At 72.3% G+C, this 21,023-nt stretch carries 14 protein-coding genes and 1 pseudogene; 6 read left to right on the top strand and 9 right to left on the bottom strand.

Annotated features, from left to right (window positions below; genetic code table 11):
- Positions 1–54 precede the first annotated feature (54 nt).
- The 3 genes from JIX56_RS02665 to JIX56_RS02655 form a co-directional block, all read right to left on the bottom strand.
- On the bottom strand, positions 55–264 hold the full coding sequence (locus tag JIX56_RS02665) for a hypothetical protein (protein ID WP_257537132.1): 210 nt from the start codon (positions 262–264) through the stop codon (positions 55–57).
- Positions 265–532: 268 nt separating this feature from the next.
- Positions 533–718 carry a hypothetical protein gene (locus tag JIX56_RS02660; RefSeq protein WP_257537131.1) on the bottom strand — a complete coding sequence of 62 codons (186 nt, stop codon included), beginning with the start codon at positions 716–718 and terminating at the stop codon, positions 533–535.
- A 57-nt stretch (positions 719–775) separates the two neighbouring features.
- Positions 776–1,798 carry a Ppx/GppA phosphatase family protein gene (locus tag JIX56_RS02655; RefSeq protein WP_257537130.1) on the bottom strand — a complete coding sequence of 341 codons (1,023 nt, stop codon included), beginning with the start codon at positions 1,796–1,798 and terminating at the stop codon, positions 776–778.
- Positions 1,799–1,987: 189 nt separating this feature from the next.
- On the opposite strand from JIX56_RS02655, the gene JIX56_RS02650 reads away from it, so the two are divergent.
- The 4 genes from JIX56_RS02650 to JIX56_RS02635 all read left to right on the top strand — a co-directional run bounded on the left by JIX56_RS02650 (position 1,988) and on the right by JIX56_RS02635 (position 7,157).
- Positions 1,988–2,539, top strand: coding sequence for a GNAT family N-acetyltransferase (locus tag JIX56_RS02650; RefSeq protein WP_257537129.1), 552 nt, complete (start codon positions 1,988–1,990; stop codon positions 2,537–2,539).
- A 27-nt stretch (positions 2,540–2,566) separates the two neighbouring features.
- Positions 2,567–4,099, top strand: coding sequence for an ABC transporter substrate-binding protein (locus JIX56_RS02645; protein ID WP_257537128.1), 1,533 nt, complete (start codon positions 2,567–2,569; stop codon positions 4,097–4,099).
- Positions 4,100–4,398: 299 nt separating this feature from the next.
- Positions 4,399–5,865 (top strand): ABC transporter permease subunit, encoded by a 1,467-nt coding sequence (locus JIX56_RS02640; RefSeq protein ID WP_257550703.1) that lies wholly within the window; start codon positions 4,399–4,401, stop codon positions 5,863–5,865.
- Positions 5,862–7,157 (top strand): MDR family MFS transporter, encoded by a 1,296-nt coding sequence (locus JIX56_RS02635; RefSeq protein ID WP_257537127.1) that lies wholly within the window; start codon positions 5,862–5,864, stop codon positions 7,155–7,157. Before JIX56_RS02640 ends, JIX56_RS02635 begins: the two co-directional genes overlap by 4 nt.
- A 232-nt stretch (positions 7,158–7,389) precedes the next feature.
- Here the strand turns inward: JIX56_RS02635 and JIX56_RS02630 are convergent, their stop codons facing one another.
- The 4 genes from JIX56_RS02630 to JIX56_RS02615 form a co-directional block, all read right to left on the bottom strand.
- Positions 7,390–10,212 carry an NHLP bacteriocin export ABC transporter permease/ATPase subunit gene (locus JIX56_RS02630; RefSeq protein ID WP_257537126.1) on the bottom strand — a complete coding sequence of 941 codons (2,823 nt, stop codon included), beginning with the start codon at positions 10,210–10,212 and terminating at the stop codon, positions 7,390–7,392.
- A 1-nt stretch (position 10,213) separates the two neighbouring features.
- The gene (locus JIX56_RS02625) at positions 10,214–12,379 is read right to left on the bottom strand and encodes an NHLP family bacteriocin export ABC transporter peptidase/permease/ATPase subunit (protein WP_443032019.1); all 2,166 of its coding nucleotides are present in this window, start codon (positions 12,377–12,379) and stop codon (positions 10,214–10,216) included.
- 68 nt (positions 12,380–12,447) lie between these two features.
- Positions 12,448–13,254, bottom strand: a complete 807-nt coding sequence (locus JIX56_RS02620; protein WP_257537124.1) for an HlyD family efflux transporter periplasmic adaptor subunit — start codon at positions 13,252–13,254, stop codon at positions 12,448–12,450.
- Between the two features lie 104 nt (positions 13,255–13,358).
- On the bottom strand, positions 13,359–13,574 hold the full coding sequence (locus tag JIX56_RS02615; RefSeq protein WP_033528587.1) for a hypothetical protein: 216 nt from the start codon (positions 13,572–13,574) through the stop codon (positions 13,359–13,361).
- Positions 13,575–14,226: 652 nt separating this feature from the next.
- On the opposite strand from JIX56_RS02615, the gene JIX56_RS02610 reads away from it, so the two are divergent.
- The gene (locus JIX56_RS02610) at positions 14,227–15,669 is read left to right on the top strand and encodes a S1 family peptidase (RefSeq protein ID WP_257537123.1); all 1,443 of its coding nucleotides are present in this window, start codon (positions 14,227–14,229) and stop codon (positions 15,667–15,669) included.
- 252 nt (positions 15,670–15,921) lie between these two features.
- On the opposite strand, the gene JIX56_RS02605 is transcribed toward JIX56_RS02610, so the two are convergent.
- Complete coding sequence (locus JIX56_RS02605; RefSeq protein WP_257537122.1) at positions 15,922–18,063, bottom strand: SpoIIE family protein phosphatase; 2,142 nt, start codon at positions 18,061–18,063, stop codon at positions 15,922–15,924.
- Positions 18,064–18,449: 386 nt separating this feature from the next.
- On the opposite strand from JIX56_RS02605, the pseudogene JIX56_RS02600 reads away from it, so the two are divergent.
- Positions 18,450–18,863: pseudogene (locus JIX56_RS02600) on the top strand (LuxR C-terminal-related transcriptional regulator); the annotation flags it as partial.
- On the opposite strand, the gene JIX56_RS47595 reads toward JIX56_RS02600, so the two are convergent.
- A complete protein-coding gene (locus tag JIX56_RS47595; RefSeq protein WP_306819935.1) occupies positions 18,786–20,711 on the bottom strand; it encodes an ATP-binding cassette domain-containing protein in 1,926 nt (641 codons plus the stop codon). The pseudogene JIX56_RS02600 and the gene JIX56_RS47595 sit on opposite strands and share 78 nt — an antisense overlap.
- Positions 20,712–21,023 lie beyond the last annotated feature (312 nt).

The following is a 21,023-nucleotide window of genomic DNA, read 5'->3' as shown; positions in this document are numbered from 1 at the left end:
CGGCATCACCTGCCGGTGACTACTTTCACCCCGGCATCACCGTGCCGGTGACTCTCAGCCGTCACTCGGAGAGGTGTCGGACGTGATGGTCCAGCGCCCGACCTCCTGGTGGCCGGAGTCGTACAGGGGCTGGCCGTCCCCGGGTTTGATCTCGCAGTGCCGGAGGTTGCCGCCCCAGTACCGCAGGATGCGCTCCAGCTCCTGAACGGTGGTGCCCTCGTCCCAGTCCGTGCCGTCCAGGTCGACCTCGAGAAGGAACTTCACTTCGCGCGTCTCCACTTCTGTTTCGCTCGGATTCCGTGCCGGTGTCGGCCGGAACGGTGTGCGCCTGCCGCAGGTCCTTCAATCGTTTCATTGAACTGCTACTTGAGACTTGGCCGTTGCGGCGGAGGGGACGACGCAGGGGCTGGAGCGCCAGGGCCCTTCTGATGGATCTCCGTGGGAGAAGGAGCGGCGTTCGGTGCGTGCGCTCGGCGTGCGGCGAGAGTGCGTGCCGGGCGTCGCGACGCCGCGGAGATCCATCAGAAGGGCCCTAGTCGTGGTGGGATTCCTCCTGCGCCTGCTCGTTGGGGGTGATCGCGTCGCCCGCTTCGCCCCGGTCACGCCGCCGCTTCTCGGAGTCGGTGACGCGGGTCTCGGCCTGCTCCGCCTCGTGCAGGACCTCGTCCAGGGCGGTGTCGGGCTTGTCGTCCGGGTTCCGCTTGTCGTGTCGGGTCATGGGAGTGCTCCTTTCGGTGAGGAGAGGTGAGGAGAAGTGAGGAGAGGTGAGGAGAGGTCAGCCGGTCGGCGCGGCGATACGCAGCGGTACCGCGCCCGGCGCGCTCGAACCGCCCCGCCCGGTGTCTTCGAAGTCCCGCGTCACCTCCGACCACCACGCCGGGCCGTCCTCGATGTGCCGCAGCAGTACTCCTTCGCGGATCGCCCAGGGGCAGATCGTGACCGTCTTCAGACAGGTGAGCTTCATCGTGGTGTGCCCGACCAGCGCCCCCGCGAGGCTCTGCGTCGCCCGGGGCGCGGAGATGCCCGGCAGGGCGGCCCGCTCGGCGGCGGGGAGCGCGGCGAGGCGGGTGACCGCGCGCGCCAGGTCCACGCGTCGCAGCTCCCGCTCCTCGAAAGGCCCGTGGCGGCCCGGTGCGGAGCCGCACAGCCGGGAGAGCTGCTGGAAGGTGCGCGAGGTGGCCACGGCGGTGCGCGGTCCCTCCCAGCGGATGCGGGCGGAGGCGTCGCGCAGCTGATGGCGGACCTTGCGGCGCAGCGCCTTGACGCTGTCGGGCGACGGAGGGTCCTGCCCGTGGAAGAACTCATGGGTCAGCCGGTTCGCGCCCAGCGGCAGCGAGGCCACGAAGTCCGGCAGCCGGCCCCGCCCGAAGGCCACCTCCAGCGAACCGCCCCCGATGTCGAGCAGCGCGAGCGGCCCCGACCGCCAGCCCATCCACCGCCGGGCCGCGAGGAAGGTGAGCTCCGCCTCCACCTCGCCGGGCAGGGTGTACAGCTGTACCCCGGTCTCCGTACGCACGGTACGCAGCACGTCCGGGCAGTTGGGTGCTGAGCGCACCACGGCGGTCGCGAACGCCAGCGGGGCCGACGCCCTCCACCGCTCCGCCGTGCGTGCCGCCGCCGCGACCGCGTCGGACAGCCGTCGTACGGCCTCGTCGGGCACGTTCCCGCCGGGCGGCACCTCTTCGGACAGCCGCAGACGCCACTTCGCGGTGTGCACCGGAAGCGGCACACCGCCCTCGGCGTCCGCCACCACGAGTCGTACGGTGTTCGATCCCACATCCACCACGCTCATCCGCATGACCGACGGTTACCCGGTGGCCGCGTCAACACGCCTGACCCGCAGGGCGGCTGGTGGCGCACGGTTGTATACCGGCCGTCCGGGCGCTCCCGCTCACCACCCGGGCGGAGGCCGGCCGATCGCACCGCTGACGCAGCCCTGATGCACCCCCTGATCAAAGTGATCAGCCTTATTGCATATGATGTGCAGGTGCAGAAATATGACATCAGGGTGGCAGGACCCGACGACCTCGACGCTGCCCGCACGGTGATGCTCGACACCGTCTACCGGGACTTCGGCACGGGCTATGTGCCGCGCTGGCACCGGGACATCATCGATCTGCACGGCGCGTACGTCGCCCCCGACCGGCATCTGCTCCTCGTGGCGGTCGACGGGCGGGACGGCGCGGTCGTCGCCACCGGCGCGCTGGACTCGCGGGGCCCCGCCCATCCGCCCAACCCCCGTCGGCTGGCCGAGCGTTACCCGTCCGGCGAGACCGCCCAGCTGCGCCGCGTGTACGTGCGCGCCGAGCACCGGCGGCGCGGACTGGCCCGGCGGCTGGTCGCCGCGCTGCTGGACTTCGCGGCGGCCGACGGCGGTTACCGCTCCGTCTATCTGCACACCGACCCCGCGGTGCCCGGCGCCGAGGACTTCTGGCGCTCGCAAGGTGTGGCCGTGTGCGACGAGCGCGAGGAGACCGGGGAGCGGGTCGTGCACTTCGAGATCCCGGTGCCGGCGATGGCTCGCACCCTCGCCTGTTAGACGCCCCCTCACAGAGAACCAAGGACCATGCGCCCTCCCCGCCGCCGTCGCATCGTCGCCGGCCTGCTCCTCGCCCCCGTGCTGACCGGCTGCTTCGCCCCGGGCGGTGACCCGTCCGAGGACGACTCCGCCGACGGCTCCCGGCTGCGCGTGGCCCTCGCCTTCCCGCCCGCAGAGAACTTCTCTCCCTACGGCGCGGACGCCACCCTCCTCAGCCGGCTGGGCGTCACCGAGGGGCTCACCAAGCTCGACGCCAACGGCGCCGCTGCCCCCGCGCTCGCCGAGTCCTGGACGCGCGAGAACGACCGGAACTGGCTTTTCACCTTGCGCGAAGCGACGTTCCAGGACGGCACCGAGGTCACCCCGGCCACCGTCGTCGCCGCCCTCACCCAGGCCACCGAGGCCGAGCCCGTCACCGCCGCGCTCTCCGGCATCACGCTCACCGCGAAGGCGAGCGGCGACCGCCGGGTACGCGTCACCACGAAGGACCCGGACCCCGCCCTGCCGCTCCGGCTCACCAGCCCCGGCCTCGCGATCCTGTCCGCCAAGGCCTACGGCGGCAAGCGCGTGAACCCGGTCGGCACGGCCACCGGCCCGTTCGAGGTCACCAAGGTCACCGGCACCACCGCCGCCACCCTGGACCGCTTCGACGAGTACTGGGGCGGGCGTGCCCAGGCCTCCGGCATCGACGCCAGGTTCACAGCCGACGGCTCCGCCCGCACCAACGCCCTGCGCACCGACCAGGCCGACATCGCCGAGGCCGTCCCCGTGTCGCAGGCGTCCACCCTCGACGAGGGCACCCGGCGCGAGACGGCCACCACCCGCACCACCAGCCTCCTGCTCAACACCAAGTCCGGCGCCTTCAAGGACCCGAAGCTCCGGGCCGCCGCCCGTGAGGCCGTCGACGGCGCCGTACTCGCCAAGGACGTGTACGAGGGCCACGCCGACGCCGGTGTCGGCATCTTCGGTCCCGCCGTCACCTGGGCCGCCGGCGCGCGAAGCGCGATGGGGGTCCCCCCGGCCGGAGGCTGGGGGAGGGTCGAACCCTCCGGTCGCGCGAAGGCCGCCGACCCCGACGGCACCCCGGTGACCATCGCCACCTACGACAACCGGCCCGAACTGCCCGAGGTCGCCCAGGTGCTGCAACAGCAGCTCCAGAAGGCCGGGTTCAAGGTGAAGCTGGAGGTCCGCGAGTACTCGCGGCTGGAGAGCGACGCCCTGGCCGGCAGGTTCGACGCGTTCGTCGGCGCCCGCAACTCCCTGCTCGACACCGGCGACCCCGTCTCCGTTCTCGCCGGCGACTTCACGTGCGACGGCAGCTACAACCTCGCGCTGCTCTGCGACAAGAAGGTCGACCAGGCCGTCGCCGCCGCCCAGAAGGAGTCCGACACCGCCGAGCGGCAGCAGGCGGCCATGAACGCCGAAGCGGCGATCCTCGGCACCGACGCCACCGTCCCGCTCGTCCACCAGCGGATCATCACCGGCGTCGGCACCTCCGTACAGGGCCTGATCCTCGACCCGTACGAGCGCACGCTGATCGGAACGGGGACCCGGCGCTGATACGGCTACTCTGGCGCGTCCTGCTCGCCGTCGCCCTGCTGTGCGGCATCGGTCTGCTGCCGTGGCTGTCGCGCACCGACCCGGCGCTCACGGTCCTCAAGGCGCGCTCGGCCGAACGCGACCCCACGCCTGAGGTATTGGCGGCCGTACGGGACGAACTCCGCCTCGACGCGGGCCCGTCGAAGCTCCTGGGGGAGTGGTTCGGCGGGCTGGCGCACGGTGACGCGGGCCGCTCGTGGATCTCCGGCGCCGAGGTCACCCCGGCCGTCGTCCAGGCCCTCGGCGTCTCGCTGCTGCTGATGGCCGCCGCACTCGTCGTGGCGGCGGTCACGGCCGCGGCGGTCTGCTCCCGCACCCTGCGGCTGGGCGCACGCCGCCGCCTCGACGACCGGCGCGGCGGCGGCAGCCCGGCCGCGATGCTCGCCGCGCTGCCCGAGTTCCTCACCGCGTCCGTGCTCGCCGTCGTCGTCGGCGTGCACCTCGACTGGCTGCCCGCGGTCGGCTGGTACGGGCCACAGTGGATGGTGCTGCCCGCCCTCGCCCTCGGCCTGCCCGCGGGCGCGCTGCTCGGCCGGATGCTCGACGACCTGCTGCCCGGCGCCTTCGCCGAACCCTGGGCACTGGCCGCCGCCGCACGCGGCATACCCGGGCGGGCCACGGCCCGCCAGGCCGTACGCCGCTGCGTACCCGGACTGCTGCCCAACCTCGGCCTGTTCGTGGTCGGCCTCACCGGCGGCGCCGTCACCGTCGAGCAGATCTTCGACATACCCGGCCTCGGCCGCACCACCCTCCAGGCCGCCCTCGCCCAGGACCTCCCCGTCCTCCAGGCCGGCACCCTCGCCCTCGTCCTGCTGGCCGCTCTCGCCGGAGCCCTCGCGCGCCTCACCGCCCGCCTCCTCATCGGCCCGGCCCTCCGTGACGGCGCGCTCCACTCCCCGCACCGTCCGAAGCCACCCGCGCCACGCCGCACCCCCTTGGTCCACGGCACGGTGCTCCTCGCGGTCGTCGTGCTCGGCCTGACTCGCGACCCGCTCGCCCTCGACACCGGCGCCCGACTCCAACCCCCGTCCTGGGCACACCCGTTGGGTACCGACGCGCTCGGCCGCGACCTCCTCGCCCGTATCGGCCACGGGGCGTTCACCACCCTCGCCCCGGCCGTCGCGATCAGCGCGGCCGCACTGCTGACCGGCGTCCTGCTCGGGCTGCTGCCCCGCCTCTCCGCGCCCCTCGTCGACACCGTCAACGCGGTACCGGCGGTCCTCGCGGGCCTCCTCGTCGCCGGAGTCGCCGGCAGCGGAGCGGCGACGCCCGCGGCGGCCGTGGCCGCCGTCGCCTGGGTGCCGCTCGCCGCGCACACCACGGCCCTGCTCGAACAGGAGCGGGCCACCACACACATCACGGCCACGAAGGGGCTCGGCGCGGGCGAGCCGTATCTGCTCCGCCGCGAGCTGCTCCCCGCCGTCCTCCCCCCTGTCGCCCGGCACGCCCTCCTGCGGCTGCCCGGTGTGGCCCTCGCCCTCACCTCCCTCGGTTTCCTCGGCCTCGGCGCGCAGCCGCCCGACCCGGAATGGGGCCTCCTCCTCGCCGAGAACCAGCCGTACGCCGAACGCGCCCCCTGGGCCGTACTCGCCCCCGCCGCCGCACTCGCCCTCCTGGGCGCCCTCGCGGTCACGGCGTCGGGTGGAGTGCGGTGGCCGCGTCCGTTCGCGGCTGCCGTACGGCAGCCGAAGCCCGCCGTCGCCACCACCCTCGGAGAGACCGGATGACCGAGCCACAGCAGCAACCGAGCAGGACCACCCCGCCGAACCAGCCGACCCCGCCGATCCGGGCCAGGACCGTCAAGGTCTCCCGGCGGGGCACCTGGGCGAACCTCAACCCCCTGCTGCGGCTGCTGATCCTCACCCAACTCGCCTTCAACATCGGCTTCTTCGCCGTGCTGCCGTTCCTCGCCGAGCACCTCGGGACGGCGATAGGCATGGCCGGCTGGATGGTCGGCTTCGTGCTCGGGCTGCGGACCTTCAGTCAGCAGGGACTGTTCGTGGTGGGCGGCGCGCTGGCCGACCGTTACGGCGTACGGCCGGTGGTGCTGGCGGGGTGTGTGCTGCGGATCGCCGGGTTCGCGTGGCTCGGCTACGCGGACGCGGACTGGTCGGTCATCGGATCGGTCCTGCTGATCGGATTCGCCGCGGCGCTGTTCTCCCCGGCGGTCGAGTCCGAGGTGGCCCGGCAGGCGGTGGTCTGGGAGGAGTCGGGAGGCGGCCCCCGTACGAGTGTGCTCGCGCTGTTCACGGTGGCGGGGCAGGCGGGGGCGTTCGTCGGACCGCTCATCGGCGCGCTGTTGCTGGCCGTGGACTACCGGGTGGTGTGCCTCGCGGGCGCCGGGGTCTTCGTCCTCGTCCTCGCCGGGCACTTCTGGCTGCTGCCGCAGCACATTCCGGGCCGGGAACGGGTCGAGGTGAAGGGCGGGCTGGGCGGGCTGCTGCGCAACCGGCGGTTCCTGGCGCTGTGCTGCGCGTACGGCGCGTATCTGCTGGCGTACAACCAGCTGTACCTGCTGCTCCCCGACGAGGTCGAGCGGGCCACGGGGTCGCAGTCGGCGCTGGCCTGGCTGTTCGGGTTGTCCTCGCTGCTCGTCGTGACCGCGCAGTTGCCGGTGACGCGGTGGGTGGCGGAGCGGTTGGACCTGCGTCGGTCCATGACGGCGGGGCTGTCGCTGATCGCCGCCGGGTTCCTGGTGGTGGCCGTTGCGCAGCCTGCCGGGTGGACGGGCAATGTGGGGTTGGTGCCCGCGGCCGGGTTCGTGGTGTTGCTGACGGTGGGGCAGATGCTGGTGGCTCCGGCCGCGCGGGCCTGGGTGCCGGATCTCGCGGCTGAGGGGCGGCTCGGGCTCTACACCGGGGCGATGTCTTCCGTGTCGGGGTTGATCGTGTTGGTGGGGAGTGCGGGGGTCGGGGCCTTGATGGATGCAGGGGTGCCGGGGGCTGTGCCGTGGGTGGTGCTCGCGGTGGTTCCGGTTGCGGTGGTGGGGCTTTTGCCGCGGCATACCGTTCGGCGCTAGCAGGGCTTGCGGGACATTCTTCGCCCCCGCCGCCCCTACCCGTCCCATCCTTCAGGGGCTGCGCCCCTTCGACCCCCAGCCGCGGGTCCGGTGGGGGCTGGTCGCGCAGTTCCCCGCGCCCCTGAAAGAGCAGGGGCTGCGCCCCTTGCTTTTCGGGCCGCAGGTGACGTGTCTTTAAGGGGCGCGGGGAACTGCGCGCCAGCCACCACTCACCCGCACCCGGCCACCCACCTCAGGCCATCTGTCGGCGTACCAGCTCGTGCAGGCGGCCCGTCGGGTTCGCCAGGAGTTGGGACGGTGCTCCCACCTCCGCCACCTTGCCGTCCTCCATCACCACCACCCGGTCCGCGTCCATGACCGTGGACAGGCGGTGGGCGATGACGATGCGCGTGGCGTTCAACGCCCTCGTGCTGTCGATGACCGTGCGCTGGGTCTCGTTGTCGAGGGCGCTGGTGGCCTCGTCGAAGAAGAGGATGCGGGGGCGGCGGATCAACGCCTGGGCGATCATCAGGCGTTGGCGCTGGCCGCCGGAGATCGCGCCGTTGCCCTGGACGATGGTGTGCAGCCCCATCGGCATACGCTTGATGTCCTCGGCGAGCCCCGCCATCTCGGCCGCCGCCATCGCCTCCTCGGGCGTGAACGGCTCCGTGCCGCAGATGACGTCCAGGATGGAGCCGGTGAACGGCTGGGCGTGCTGGAGGACGACACCGCACTGACGGCGTACGGCGGACTGGTCGAGGGCGCCCAGGTCCTGGCCGTCGTACAGGACACTCCCGGAGACCGGCTTGTCGAAGCCGATGAGCAGGCGCAGCAGAGTCGATTTTCCGCAGCCGCTCGGGCCCACGATCGCCACGAACTCGCCCGGCCTGATGTCGAAGGACACGTCGTCCAGCACCAACGGGCCGTCGTCCGCGTACCGGAAGGACAGCCGGCGGGCCTCGATGCCGCCGGAGAGCACACCGGGACGCGTACTCGCCGTACGTACCTCGGGCGTCGCCTCCAGCACCGGCTTGATCTCCTCGAACAACGGCAGCACGGCCACCGCCGACACGAACGCGCCGGTCAGCTGGGTGACCGACGTCAGCAGCATCGTCACCGACGTGTTGAAGGTGAGGAACTCCGCCGCCGACATCGAACCCCGTGCCGGGCCCGCCAGCAGCATGAACATCACCAGGGTGCACAGCGGGAGATACACCGCGCCCAGCACCGTGTTGAGGTTCTTGATCCCGCCGACCTTCTGTTGCAGCTCCCGGCTGCGCGCGAACTCGCCCGCCCAGGCCGCGTACGCGTAGTTCTCGGCGGCCGCCACCCGCAGCTTCGGCAGGCCGCGCAGGGTCTGGAAGGCCTGGTTGTTCAGCTTGTTGCTCAGGACCACCAACCGGCGTTGCCAGCGCACCTGCCACAGGCCCAGCCCGAGGAACACCGCCGCCACGACCACGAGCATGCCGATCGCCGCCAGCGCCATCGGCACGCTGTACCAGAGCAGCAGACCGAGGTTCACGGCACCGACGGTCACCGACTGCGCGACCACCGGGCCGACCCCGGCCAGGGTGCGGCGGATCGCGCTGATGCCCATGGCCGCGCTCGCCAGTTCACCGGTGGAGCGGGAGGCGAAGAACTTCGTGGGAAGCCGCAGCAGACGGTCCCAGACCGCCGGTTGGAGGGTCGCCTCGATACGGCCCTCCATACGGAGGATCGTCAGGTTCTGAAGGAGCAGGAACGCGGCCGACACCACGCTCGCCAGCATGATCGCCAGGCAGACCTGCACGATCAGGTTCTCCTGCGCCTTCGGCACGTACTCGCCGAGGATCTTGCCCGTCGCGATGGGGACGAGCGAGCCGAGCACCACCGTCACCAGGCCGCTGAGCAGCAGGCCCGTCATGTCGCCGCCGGTGCCGTGGAGGCTCCAGCGCATCAGCCGCAACGGAGTCGGCACCCGTTCGGGCAGCGGGCGGTAGAACATCACGGCACGCGGCTCGAACTCCGCCGCGTTCGCCTTCTCGATCGGCGTCTCCCGGCCGGACGAAGGCTGCACGGCCACATAGCCGCCGCGCCGCCACAGCAGCGCCACCGGCGCGCCGGACAGGGCCCGGTGCCCGACCAGCGGACCCACGTTCTCCCGCCACCAGCCTCCGGCGAGGCGTACGGCCCGGACCCGGACCCGGGAGGCGAGCGCGATGCGCTCCACCGGGTCGAGCCGGTCGCTCTCGGTGCCGCTCTGCGCGGGCTCCGAGAGGGTGATCCCGGCGGCCTGGGCGACGACCTTGCAGGCCGCGTAGGTGGCGTCCGCGTCGGCGGCCGTAGTACGCCGGGCCGCGGAGGACTTGCCGATGGACGCGAGCAGCGTGCGGTCGGCCTGGACGCGTACGGCCTCACCGGCCTTGATGCCCGCGGCCGTACGGTCCTCGTGGGTGCGCTCCAGCTGCTCGATCCAGCGGTCCAGCGTGGCCAGCAGCCGGTACTGCTGGTCGACCATGCTCTGCCAGACCCCCGGGTCCATCAGCAGATCGGCCGCCGCCTCCGCGCCGTAGAGGGAGCCGTACTGGACGCTGCCGGGCGGCACCTGCATCCAGAACACGTCGTCGTCGGTGAGCGCGGCGGCCTGCTCGGTCGCCATCGGCGCCTGGAAGAGGATCGACAGGCCGCGGCCGACGCCCAGGGCGAGGGCGTACTCCAGTGGGCTCGTCTGCGGGGGTACGAGTTGGGCGTTGCCCCATTCGTCGTACGACCAGGTCTCGGTGCCCACCTGCTGGTACAGCTCGCGCAGACCGATGCGCCGGACCACACAGTCACGGAGCGGACGCGCGACCAGGGTGTGCTGGGGCCCGGCGACCGGGCCGAGCAGCAGCGAGCCCGCTTCGAGACGGCCCAGGTGGTGCCAGTGGCCCTGCTGGACGGCGTCGACCGCGAACAGGTCCAGGGCGCCCGAGGCCACCAGCCACAGGGTCTGGGGGCCTTCGAGGTCGAGGCGGGTGTAGCCGGTGCAGTCGAGAGGGGTGCCCATGGCGCCGAGAGCACCGAGGACGAGATCGCCCTCCTCAGGTACGGACGTCATCTCATCGCTCCCTGACCAGCTGGGCGTACGCGCCGCCGCGTGTCACCAGCTCCTCGTGCCGGCCGCGCTCCACGATCGTGCCGTGTTGCAGGACGACGATCTCGTCGCTGTCGCGGACCGTGCTGAGCCGGTGGGCGATCACCACACAGGCGCAGCCGCGTTTGCGGAGGTTGTCCATGACGGTCAGTTCGGTCTCCGCGTCGAGCGCGCTGGTCACCTCGTCGAGGACCAGGATGCTGGGCCTGCGGACCAACGCCCGGGCGATCTCCAGGCGTTGACGCTGGCCGCCGGAGAAGTTGCGGCCGTCCTGCTCGACCCTGCTCTTGATACCGCCCGGGCGGCGGGTCACCACGTCGTACAGGGCCGCGTCCCGCAGCGCCTCCACCACGGCCTCGTCCGGGATCGACGGGTCCCACAGGGCCACGTTGTCGCGGACCGTGCCCTCGAAGAGGAAGACCTCCTGGTCGACGAAGGAGACGGACGCGGCGAGCGCGCCGCGCGGGATGTCCTCCAGACGCCGGCCGTCGATGCGGATCACGCCCTCCCAAGGCGTGTACAGGCCCGAGATCAGCCTGGACACCGTCGACTTGCCGCTGCCGGAGCCGCCCACCAGCGCCACCTGCTGGCCCGGGCCGACGGTGAGGTCGAAGCCGGTGAGCAGGGGCTTGTCGAGGGGGCTGTAGCCGAAGGTGATGTTCTCCAGCTCCACATGGCCGTGCAGCCGGCGGGTGGACTCGGCCGCGTCCGGGCGGGCGTACAGCGGGTCCGCCTGGAAGTTCTCCACGTCCTTGAGGCGGGCCACGTCGGCCGCGAAGTCCTGGATGCGGCCCGCGACGCCGTTGAGACGGGTGATCGGCGCGGTGAAACGGGTGACCAGCGCCTGGAAGGCGACCAGCAGACCGACGGATATGTGGCCCTCGACCGCGCGCATGCCGCCGATCCAGAGGATGAGCGCGCTGTTGAGCGTGGCGAGGGTCGGGGCGACGACCCCCAGCCAGGCGCTCGGCACCCCGAGCCGCTGCTGCTCCTCCAGCGTGGTGGCGTGCTGCCCCGCCCACTTGCGGAAGTAGCCCTCCTCGCCGCCGGTCGCCTTCATCGTCTCGATCAGCTGGAGGCCGGTGTACGCCGTGTTGGTCAGCCGGGCCATGTCGGCCCGCAGCTTCGCCGTACGGGTCGCGCGCAGCCGGATCACCACCCGCATCGCCACCACGTTCAGCAGCGCCACCGCGATGCCGACGAAGGTGAGCTGCGGGTCGTACGTATAGAGGAGCACGGCGTAGAGGACGACCACGACCGCGTCCACACCGGCGGCCGCGAGATCGCGGGCCAGGGTCTCGGCGACCGCGTCGTTCGACTGGAGCCGCTGGACCAGGTCGGCGGGGCTGCGCTGGGAGAAGAAGGTGACGGGCAGGCGGAGGAGGTGGCGCAGGAAGCGGGCGCTGGACAGGGTGGAGGAGATCAGGCGGCCACGCAGCAGGTTCGCCTGTTGCAGCCAGGTCAGCAGGACCGTCAGCAGCACACACGCGCCCATCGACGCGAACAGCACGCCGAGCAGGGAGGTCTGGCCGCCGATCAGGAACATGTCGATGTACGTGCGGCTCAGCGCGGGCACGGCCGCGCCGACCGCCACCAGGAGCAGGCTCGCGAGGACGGCGGCGGGCAGCGTGCCGGAGGTGCCGCGCATCCGGGCGGGCATGGCACCGAGGACGCCGGGCTTGCGGCCGCCCTTCTTGAAGTCGTCGCCCGGCTCCATGACGAGGACGACACCCGTGAAGCTGGAGTCGAAGTCCTCCATCGGCACGAACCGGCGGCCCTTGCCGGGGTCGTTGATGTGGACGCCGCGCCGGCCGAAGCGGCGCCCCATGCCGTCGTAGACGACGTAGTGGTTGAACTCCCAGAACAGGATGGCCGGGGCCTTCACCTCGGCGAGGGCGGCCACGTCCATCTGCATGCCCTTGGCGGTCAGGCCGTAGCTGCGGGCCGCCTTCAGGAGGTTGCTGGCGCGCGAGCCGTCCCGGGAGACACCGCAGGCGATGCGCAGCTCCTCCAGCGGGATGTGGCGTCCGTAGTGGCCGAGGACCATGGCGAGGGAGGCGGCGCCGCACTCCACGGCCTCCATCTGGAGGACGGTCGGTGTGCGGACGGCCTTCTGCCCGCCCTTGGGCACCGGGCGCTTCTGCGGGGCGGCCTTGCGTCTGCCGCGTGCCGGAGGCCGCGCGGTGTCCTGGGATGCGGTCACGGGAGCAGCCAATCGATCGGACGCTCGTCGGCCATGCGGATCGAACCGGTGGCCATGGTCATGGAGGTCAGCTCGAACGGCGGCCCGTCCTGCGAGGACCACTTGTAGCCGGACTCGGTCGACGCCTTGCGGTCCAGCCGTACGGTGACGGCCACCGGCCGGCCCTTCTTGGTGAACTGCTCGCCCAGCTGGCTGTCGCCGAGGAACGCGCTGATCGACTGCGGGGTCTGCGCGGTGCGGTCCACCTTCTTCACATGGCCGCGCAGCACGCCGTACCGCTGGGTGGGCACCGACTGCACGGTCAGGTCCACCTCGGCGTTCTCGGGGATCGAGGCGGCGTTCTCGGCGGGGACGTACACCGTGGCGTACAGCGGGTCTTCGGCGTCCGCGACCTTCTCGATGGCCGCGACATCGGCGCCGGTCTGGATGATCTGGCCGATGGTGGCGGCGAGCGCGGAGACCCGGCCGGCCGCGACGGACCGGACGACTGTCTCGCCCTCGGTGGTGGCGACCTTCAGGACCGGGGACTTGGCGGGCAGCCGCTCGCCCTGCTTCGCGAGCACGGCGGTGACCTGGCCGGCGACGGGGCTCTGGAGGACGTAACTGCCCTGCCCGTGGGTGAGGACGGCGGGCGCGCCGACCGTGGACGTGACGGAACCCGTGACGGCCCACACGGACGCGGCGGCCATGGCGACCACCGTCACGGACAGCACCAGCCAGCCCTGCGGGCGGGCGAAGCGCACCGGGAGGTCGAGTTCCTCCGGTGACTGGAGTTTGGCGAGGGCCTGTTGGCGGAACTGCACGGGACTTCCCTCACCTGCGCACCAGGAGACAAAGGACTTTCAGGGCGCCCGAGAGTCCCGGAACCTGTCAGGTGGTTCCGGGACTCAACGGTGCTAGGGCTCGATCAGAGACCGGCGACCAGGCTCGTGACCGGGGCGGTGTTCAGCCCGGTGACACCCTCGACGGTGCCGACGGCCGTGTTGACCAGGCCGGAGACCGGGGCAATGCCGTCCACCAGGCCGGTGACGGTGCCGACGGCGTTGACGGACAGGCCACCGGAAACGGCGTCGAGGGCGGCGTCCGAGATCTCGGCGGTCTCAACCTGGGGGGTGGAGTTCATGATGGAACTTCCCTTCGTATAGCTATTCATAAGGGGGGAGCGGCCCCCTTCTGGGGACAGAACGACGGCCGCACACGTGGGTGCCCCACATCTCGTCTCCGAGAGCTTGGCGGCCCCCGCGGTGCGATGGATCAAAGCAGATCCGCGCTGCGCACATCCAATCAACATGGCCCCTCACCAGGGCACTTGGTGACCATGACGGTTCATCCGTGCAGGACTGCGCACGCCTTGGGGGCAGCTTCTTCACACGGATCGCGACATCGTCGTACGTCGTTCATTGCCGACCGGAAAACGAATGGGACAGTCCGGCCCCAAAGGCGCGGCGGGCGGGGATCGGTGTGCAGATCTTTCGCTCGCCGTGACCCCGCTGAGCATTCGGTGTGGAGATTCCCTGAAGCCGGTTTTCCGGTCGGAAGCGGGAACGGACCGCTGTCGACCGGTGGCTGAACGTATTTGCCAGGCTGGTGAGTTGTGTGAAGTCGTGACATGGCGGCCGAACTGGGGCCGTACCGCACTTTGCGAAATGGAAGATCGAAATCTTTTTACGGGGCGTTGAACACCCCACCGGAACCATCCGTACCAACTGGCAACCAGGCGCCCCCAGTTCACCCGCCGGACGGCGGCACGGACCCCGTCCCCAGGAGGTCAAGAGTTGAGTCACAAACGAGCCACCAAGCGCAAGGCCTTTATAGCCGCAGGCGGCGTGGCGGCAATCGGAGCGGCGGCCCTCATCCTGCCGAACGCCATGGCGTCGCAGACGGAGTCCAACGAGGCAGCCCCGAAGACGCTCGCCGCGAGTGACGCCGGGGATCTCGCCTCCCAGCTCCAGGAGTTGCTCGGCGACGCGTTCGCAGGCGCGTACTACGACTCGGGCGAGCAGCAGCTCATCATCAACGTCATCGACGGCCTCGAGATCGACGGCGACGACAACAACGTGATCATCCAGGCCCAGTCGGCCGGTGCGGAGGTCCGTGAGGTCGACAACAGCTGGACCGAGCTCCAGGAGGGCGCGGCGACGCTGAAGGAGCAGGCCAGCGTCCCGGGCACCGCCTGGGCGATCGACCCCCGCACGAACAAGATCCAGGTCACCGCCGACTCCACGGTCACGGGCGAGAACTGGGACACCATCGAGTCGACCGTCAAGTCGCTCGGCTCGGGCATGGCGACCATCAAGAAGTCCGCCGGCACGTTCAAGACCTTCCTCGAAGGCGGCGACGCCATCTTCGGCGGCGGCGCACGCTGCTCGGCCGGCTTCAACGTCGTCAACGCCGAAGGCGCCCCGGCCTTCCTGACCGCCGGGCACTGCGGTGTCGCCGAGGCCGAGTGGTCCGAGGAGGAGGGCGGCGCGCCGATCGGCACGGTCGACGCGGCGACCGCCACGTTCCCCGGCACCGGTGACTTCGCCCTGGTCAACTACAACGACCCGGCGACCCAGGCGGCCAGCACGGTCGACCTCGGCAACGGCGAGACGGTCGACATCAACGCGGCCGGCGAGGCCGCGGTCGGCCTCCAGGTCTTCCGTATGGGCAGCACCACCGGTCTCGCCGACGGCCAGGTCACCGGCCTGGAGGCGACGGTCAACTACCCCGAGGGCACGGTCACCGGTCTCATCCAGACCAACGTCTGCGCCGAGCCCGGCGACAGCGGCGGCTCGCTGTTCACCGAGGACGGCCAGGCCATCGGTCTGACCTCCGGCGGCAGCGGCGACTGCACTGTCGGCGGCGAGACCTTCTTCCAGCCGGTCACCACCGCCCTCGCGGCGGTCGGCGCGACCCTCGGCGACGCCGGCGCGGGCGCCGGTGAGGAAGCAGCCGGCGGTGCCGGTGACGCCGCGGGTGCCGGCGAAGAGGCTGACGGCGGCGCCGCCGCGGGCGCTGGTGAAGAGGCTGACGGTGGTGCGGCCGCGGCCGCGGGCGCCGGTGAGGAAGAGGCCGCCGCGGCCGGGGCGGGCGAGGAAGAGGCTGCCGCCGCCGGTGTCGGTGAGGAAGAGGCCGCCGCGGCCGGTGCCGGTGAGGAAGAGGCTGCCGCCGCCGGCGCGGGCCAGGAGGAGCACACCGGCGACCAGGGCGTCGACGAGCAGGGCGTCGAGCAGTAGGCGGACGCCACCGAAGACGTGGACGACGGCCCCGGGATCAGCGGCCACTGACCCCCGGCCGTCCACCCCACAACCCACCTACCGGCCACACCACAGCGGTTCCGGCCGGCAGGTGGAACGGTCCGGCCCTCCGGCGGGAGGGTCGGACCGATTCGTGCTTCCGGGACGCCCGCGCCCTGAAGGGGCGCGGGGAACCGCGCGACAAGCCACGACGAACCCGCAGCGGGCGAACAACCCGCAACACGCGGAGCGTCACCCCACCGCAGCCGCCTGAAGCAGCAGCAGTGCCACATCGTCCGCCCGCTCCTCCGCCGCCGCGACCTCCCGTACGAGACTGTCCGCCAGCGCCTCCAACGGCCCCTCCCCGGCCGCCGCGAGCCGCTCCCCGAGATCGGCCAGCGCGTCCTCGATGTCGACACCCGGCGACTCGATCAGCCCGTCGGTGTAGAGCGCCAGCACCGACCCCTCGGCCAGCGCCACCTCGGTCGTCGGATACGTCGCCGCCGCGTCGATGCCGAGCAGCGGACCACCCGCGAGGTCGAGCACCTTCACCTTCCCGTCCGGCCGGCGCAGCAACGGCGGCGGATGCCCCGCCCGCGCCATGACGGCCGTCCCGTGCGCCGGGTCGAGCCGCAGATACAGACAGCTGGCGAACAGTTCGGAACCGAGGTCGATCAGCAGCCGGTTCGTGCTGCCCATCACGTCCTCGGGGGCCTGACCGACGGTGGTGTACGCGCGTACCGCCGTACGGATCTGCCCCATCAGGCCCGCCGCCGTCACGTTGTGCCCCTGCACGTCGCCGATCACGGCCGAGGGCCGCCCGTGCGAGAGGACCAGGTCGAAGAAGTCGCCGCCGATGTCCATGCCCCGGCTGGCGGGCAGATAGCGGGAGGCTGCCTCGATACCGGGGATCGACGGCAGCGAGTGCGGCAGCAGGGCCTGCTGCAGCCCGTGCGCCAGCTGGTGCTTGGCGTCGTACAGCAGCGCCCGCTCCAGCGCCTGGGCGATGAGGCCGCTGAGGCTGGTGAGCACCGCGCGCTCGTCGGCCGGGAAAGGATGCGGCTCCGCGTACCCGAGGACCCAGGTGCCCACCGGCCGTCCCGAGGCGATCAGCGGGAGATACGCCCAGGCGCCCAGGCCGTCCGGGGTGTCCCGCCGTATCGGATAGAGGCGCTCCAGCTGCTGCCGGGACTCGAAGAAGGCGGGCACCCCGGTGGTCAGCACGTGCGCACCGGGCGTCGGCGCGGTGAGCGGCATTCCGTCGAAACGCTCCACGACGTGCGGGTCCGCGTAGCCGCGATGCCCGAGCACATGCAGGCGCCCGGCGCGCGAACCGAGCATCACGAGGGCCTGGCTGCCGAGGGCCGGGATGATCTCGTCGGCGACCAGGTCCACCACGTCCTGCACGCCCACCGCCTCGGTGAGCGCGCTCGCCAGCGCCAGCACCAGGTTGATGGTCACCAGGCGGCTCGGCCCGTCGCCCTCCTCCGGCGCCGCGTGCTCGGCCTGGGCGACCGCCCGGGCCCGGGAGATCCGTACACTCAGCCCGTTCGTCCCCGGATACAGCCGGAACGACAGCCAGTCGCTCGGCGGTCTGAGGGCCACGAACGACGTCACGTGCTGGCTCATCAGCGCCGCCCGGTACCGGTCCTCGTACGCCGGATCGTTGAGCCACGGCACGGACGCCCACAACTGGGTGCCCAGCAGACCGCTCACCGGGACGCCCAGCAGCTCGGCCGTCGCCGCGTTGGCGAAGGAGATCCGCCCGTGCAGATCGAGCGCGCACATCCCGTACGGCAGCCGCGCCACCATCCGCGCCGCCTCCACCGTGCCGAGCGTCCCGGCGACCATGGTCGTCGACGGCGCCGACAGGTCCGGCTCGGGTCGCACCGGCCGGCCCTCCTCCTCCGCGCGCCGCAGCCGGATCGCGAGCCGGTCGCAGGCCGAGGTGAGATGGTCCCGCTCGCGGTCGCTGAGCTCCGGCGGGTGCGAGCCCGGCCAGGTCAGGAAGACGGCGCCGTACGTGGTGTCGTGGGTCGCCACCGGCAGCGCGGCCAGGGCGAAGGGGTAGGGCAGGACCACGGCGATCCGGGGATAGCGGCGGGCCATCTGCTCCTCACCGTTGACCCACACCAGCCGTCGCCCCCGTACGGCCTCGGCGACCGGGACCGGCGCGCTCAGGCCCACCCGCTCCCAGGGCGCGGCGAACGACCTCGGCAGCCCCGCCATGACCGCCATCTCCAGGACCGGCTCGTCGGGCGTCAGCAGATACACGGCGCCCGAGTGCGCCCCGACGTCGTCCATCATCGCGGCCAGCGCCAGCGACAGCAGCGGATGGCCGAGGCGGGCGGTCTCGACGGTCGTCCGCTCCCGGGACGCGTGGACATCCGACATCCCGACCACCTCCTCGCACGGCCGCGCGACGGCCCCAGGGTCAAGGCTCCCCCCTAGGGGCCGCCCGCGCACGGCGAGCGCCGTGCCGTGGAGGAACCGCGGTACCCCCTCCCGCCCGGACCATGCCCCCCAGGTGATGCGCGGCATCGCACACGAGCGCCGAAAGTGCGCCCCCGCGCACCCCGTTGGCTGGTTCTTCGCGCCTGGGCGTGGTCGGGGGCGCCAACAATGGGCACGCGCTGAGGCGGAGGAAGCGGCGGCCGGCAGGCGGAGGGACGAACGTGATCCGGGTTCTTCTCGTGCATGACGAGTGTCTGGTCAGGTCGGTGCTGGCGGAGTGGCTCCGCCGGGAACCCGACCTGGCGGTGTACGACGCGCCGTGGCGCATGGCGCCGGGGCGCGTCCGGTCCCTGCGCCCCGACGTCTGCGCGGCGGACCTGGACTGCGCGGACGCGGTCGGCATCCCGCCCCTCGTCGACCTGCGCGGCGCGGGCGGCCCCGCCCCCGGGCTCCTGGTGCTCGCCCACGCGAGCAGACCCGGACTGCTGAAACGCGCGGCGGAGGCGGGGGCCCTCGGGTACGTGGACAAGGAGGGCTCGCCGGAGCGGCTGGTCTCGGCGATACGCGAGGTCGCCCGAGGGAAACGTTTCATCGACGACTCCCTCGGCTTCGGCTTCCTCAAGGCCGCCGAGATGCCGCTCACGCGCCGGGAGTTGAGCGTCTTATCCCTGGCTGCCGAGGGAGCCTCCGTCGCGGAGATCGCCGGCAGCCTGCACCTCTCCCACGGGACCGTGCGCAACTACATGGCCGCCATCACCCGCAAGACCGGGGCGCGCAACAGGATCGACGCGATCAGGATCTCCCAGGGGGAGGGCTGGCTCTGAGGGACGCCCCGACGGACGTGGTTCGTGGGGGCGCGGCGTCGGACGCGGTTCGTGGGGGCGCGGCGTCGGTACGGGCGACCAGGCTCCCACCAGGTCCCGGTAGAGCGGCGAGCGCGTCAGCAGTTCCTCGTGCTCCCCGTACGCGACGCACCGCCCGTCCATGACCAGCACCCGGTCCGCGCGCCGGGCCGAGCTGACGCGATGGGCGACCACCACGAGGGTCGTGCCCGGCCGCCGGGCGAAGGCCCGCTCCGCGCGCTCCTCCGCCTCCGCGTCCAGATGACAGGTCGCCTCGTCGAGGATCACGACCGACGCGTACGACAGGTGCGCCCGGGCCAGCGCGACGAGCTGCCGCTCCCCGGCGGACAGCGCGCCCGGGTCGACCTCGGCGGCCGGTCCGCCCAGCCGGACCATCAGGTCGGTGAGCCCCACCGCCTCCGCGGCGGCCCACAGCTCGTCCTCGGGTACGGGTTTCGGCCGTAGCTCGCCGAGGTTTTCTGCGAGGGATCCCCTGAAGACGTACGCCTCCTGCGGAATGAGCACCCGGTGTGCCCGGGATGTGGCGCCGGGTACCGGCTGCCCACACAAGTGGACGGTGCCGTGCCGGGGGCGCAGGAGACCGGCGACGAGCCCGGTGAGGGTGGACTTGCCGATGCCACTGGGACCGACGACGGCGAGGTGCGTGCCGTGGGGGACCCGGAGGCTGAGGTCGTCGATGACAGGGGTGCCGGAGGAGCCGTAGGCGAAGGTGACGGAGGAGAGGGTGAGGGCGTCGGGGGTCGGGTGGGACGGGGGAGGGGTGTCGACGGTCGGGTGGGAGGGGCAAGAGGCGTCGACGGTCGGGCGGGGCCGGGGAGGGGTGCCGGCGGCCGGATGAGGTGGGGGAGCGGTGGCGGTGATCGGCTCGGTCTGTGATGGGGGCGTTGTGTTCGCGGGGCGCGACCGCTCGCGTGGTGGGGCCAGCCTGCGCAGGACCACCGCGAGCCGGGAGCCGCTGGTGCCCAGGCCGTGGACCAGGTTCTGGAGGGCGGGGAGGAGCGACTGGGTGACGTAGGCGAGGGCACCGATCAGGGCGCCCTCGGTGACTCCGTGGTCGAGCAGCCAGGGGGCGGCGGCCAGGAGCAGCACGACGGGCAGTTGGCCGCCGATCGCGAGGGAGGCGACGCGTACGACGCCCCAGCGGGCCAGTGAGCGCGCGGCCCGGTGCTCGGCGTCGACGCACCGGCCGGTGTCGGCGGCGACGATCTCCTCGGCCCCGGCCGCCGTGATGTCCCGCAACCCCGGGCAGGCGACGCCCAGGCGGTCGGCGAGGGCCTCGTCGGCGACGAGGAACGCCTCCTGCCTGCGGGCCAGCGGACGGAGTGTCGCCAGGAAGAGGGCCACGCCGACGACCAGCGGGGGCCCCACGACGAGCAGCAGCGGCGGGGCCAGCGAGAACAGTCCGATGAGTGCCCCGGCGGCGGTGAACAGGAACGAGCGCGACACCATCACCAGCCCGGCGAAGGTGTCCCGGGCGATCTCCACCTGCTGGGTCAGCCCGGACAACGCCCCGCCGTCCGCCTCCCGCACCCCCCGCTCGACCACCCCCCGCACCAGCCGGTCCCGCAACGGCTCCACCAGCGCGGCCACACACCCGTACACCCGCCCGGTCCCGAACGCCCCGACGGCCACCGCCACCGCCCCGACCCCGAGCCACCCCAGCCCGACCCCCGCCCGCCCCACGAGAAACCCGTCGTCGAGCGCCCGCGCGAGGGCGTACCCCATGAGGAACGTCTGCCCCGTCTCCAACACGGACCACAGAGCCAGCCGTACGACCACCCGCGCGCGCCGCCGCAGAAAGCGGAGGCCGCGACGCGGGAGGCCGGGGGCGGAGGGCTGCCGTCCCGTCGGGCCGGTGGCGCCTGGGAGGTGATCGGGAGGAGTGGTGCCCCCGGGCTCGGCAGGCGCGCCAGGCGGTGTGGTGCAGGGCCGGGTCGGTGTGGGTTCGGGTGGTGTGGTGGAGGGTCGGGCCCGCGTGGGTTCGGGTGGTGTGGTGGAGGGTCGGGCCCGCGTGGGTTCGGGTGGTGTGGTGGAGGG

It is taken from the genome of Streptomyces sp. CA-210063, assembly GCF_024612015.1.
Lineage (GTDB): Bacteria > Actinomycetota > Actinomycetes > Streptomycetales > Streptomycetaceae > Streptomyces.
This window is presented reverse-complemented; position numbering and strand designations above follow the sequence as displayed.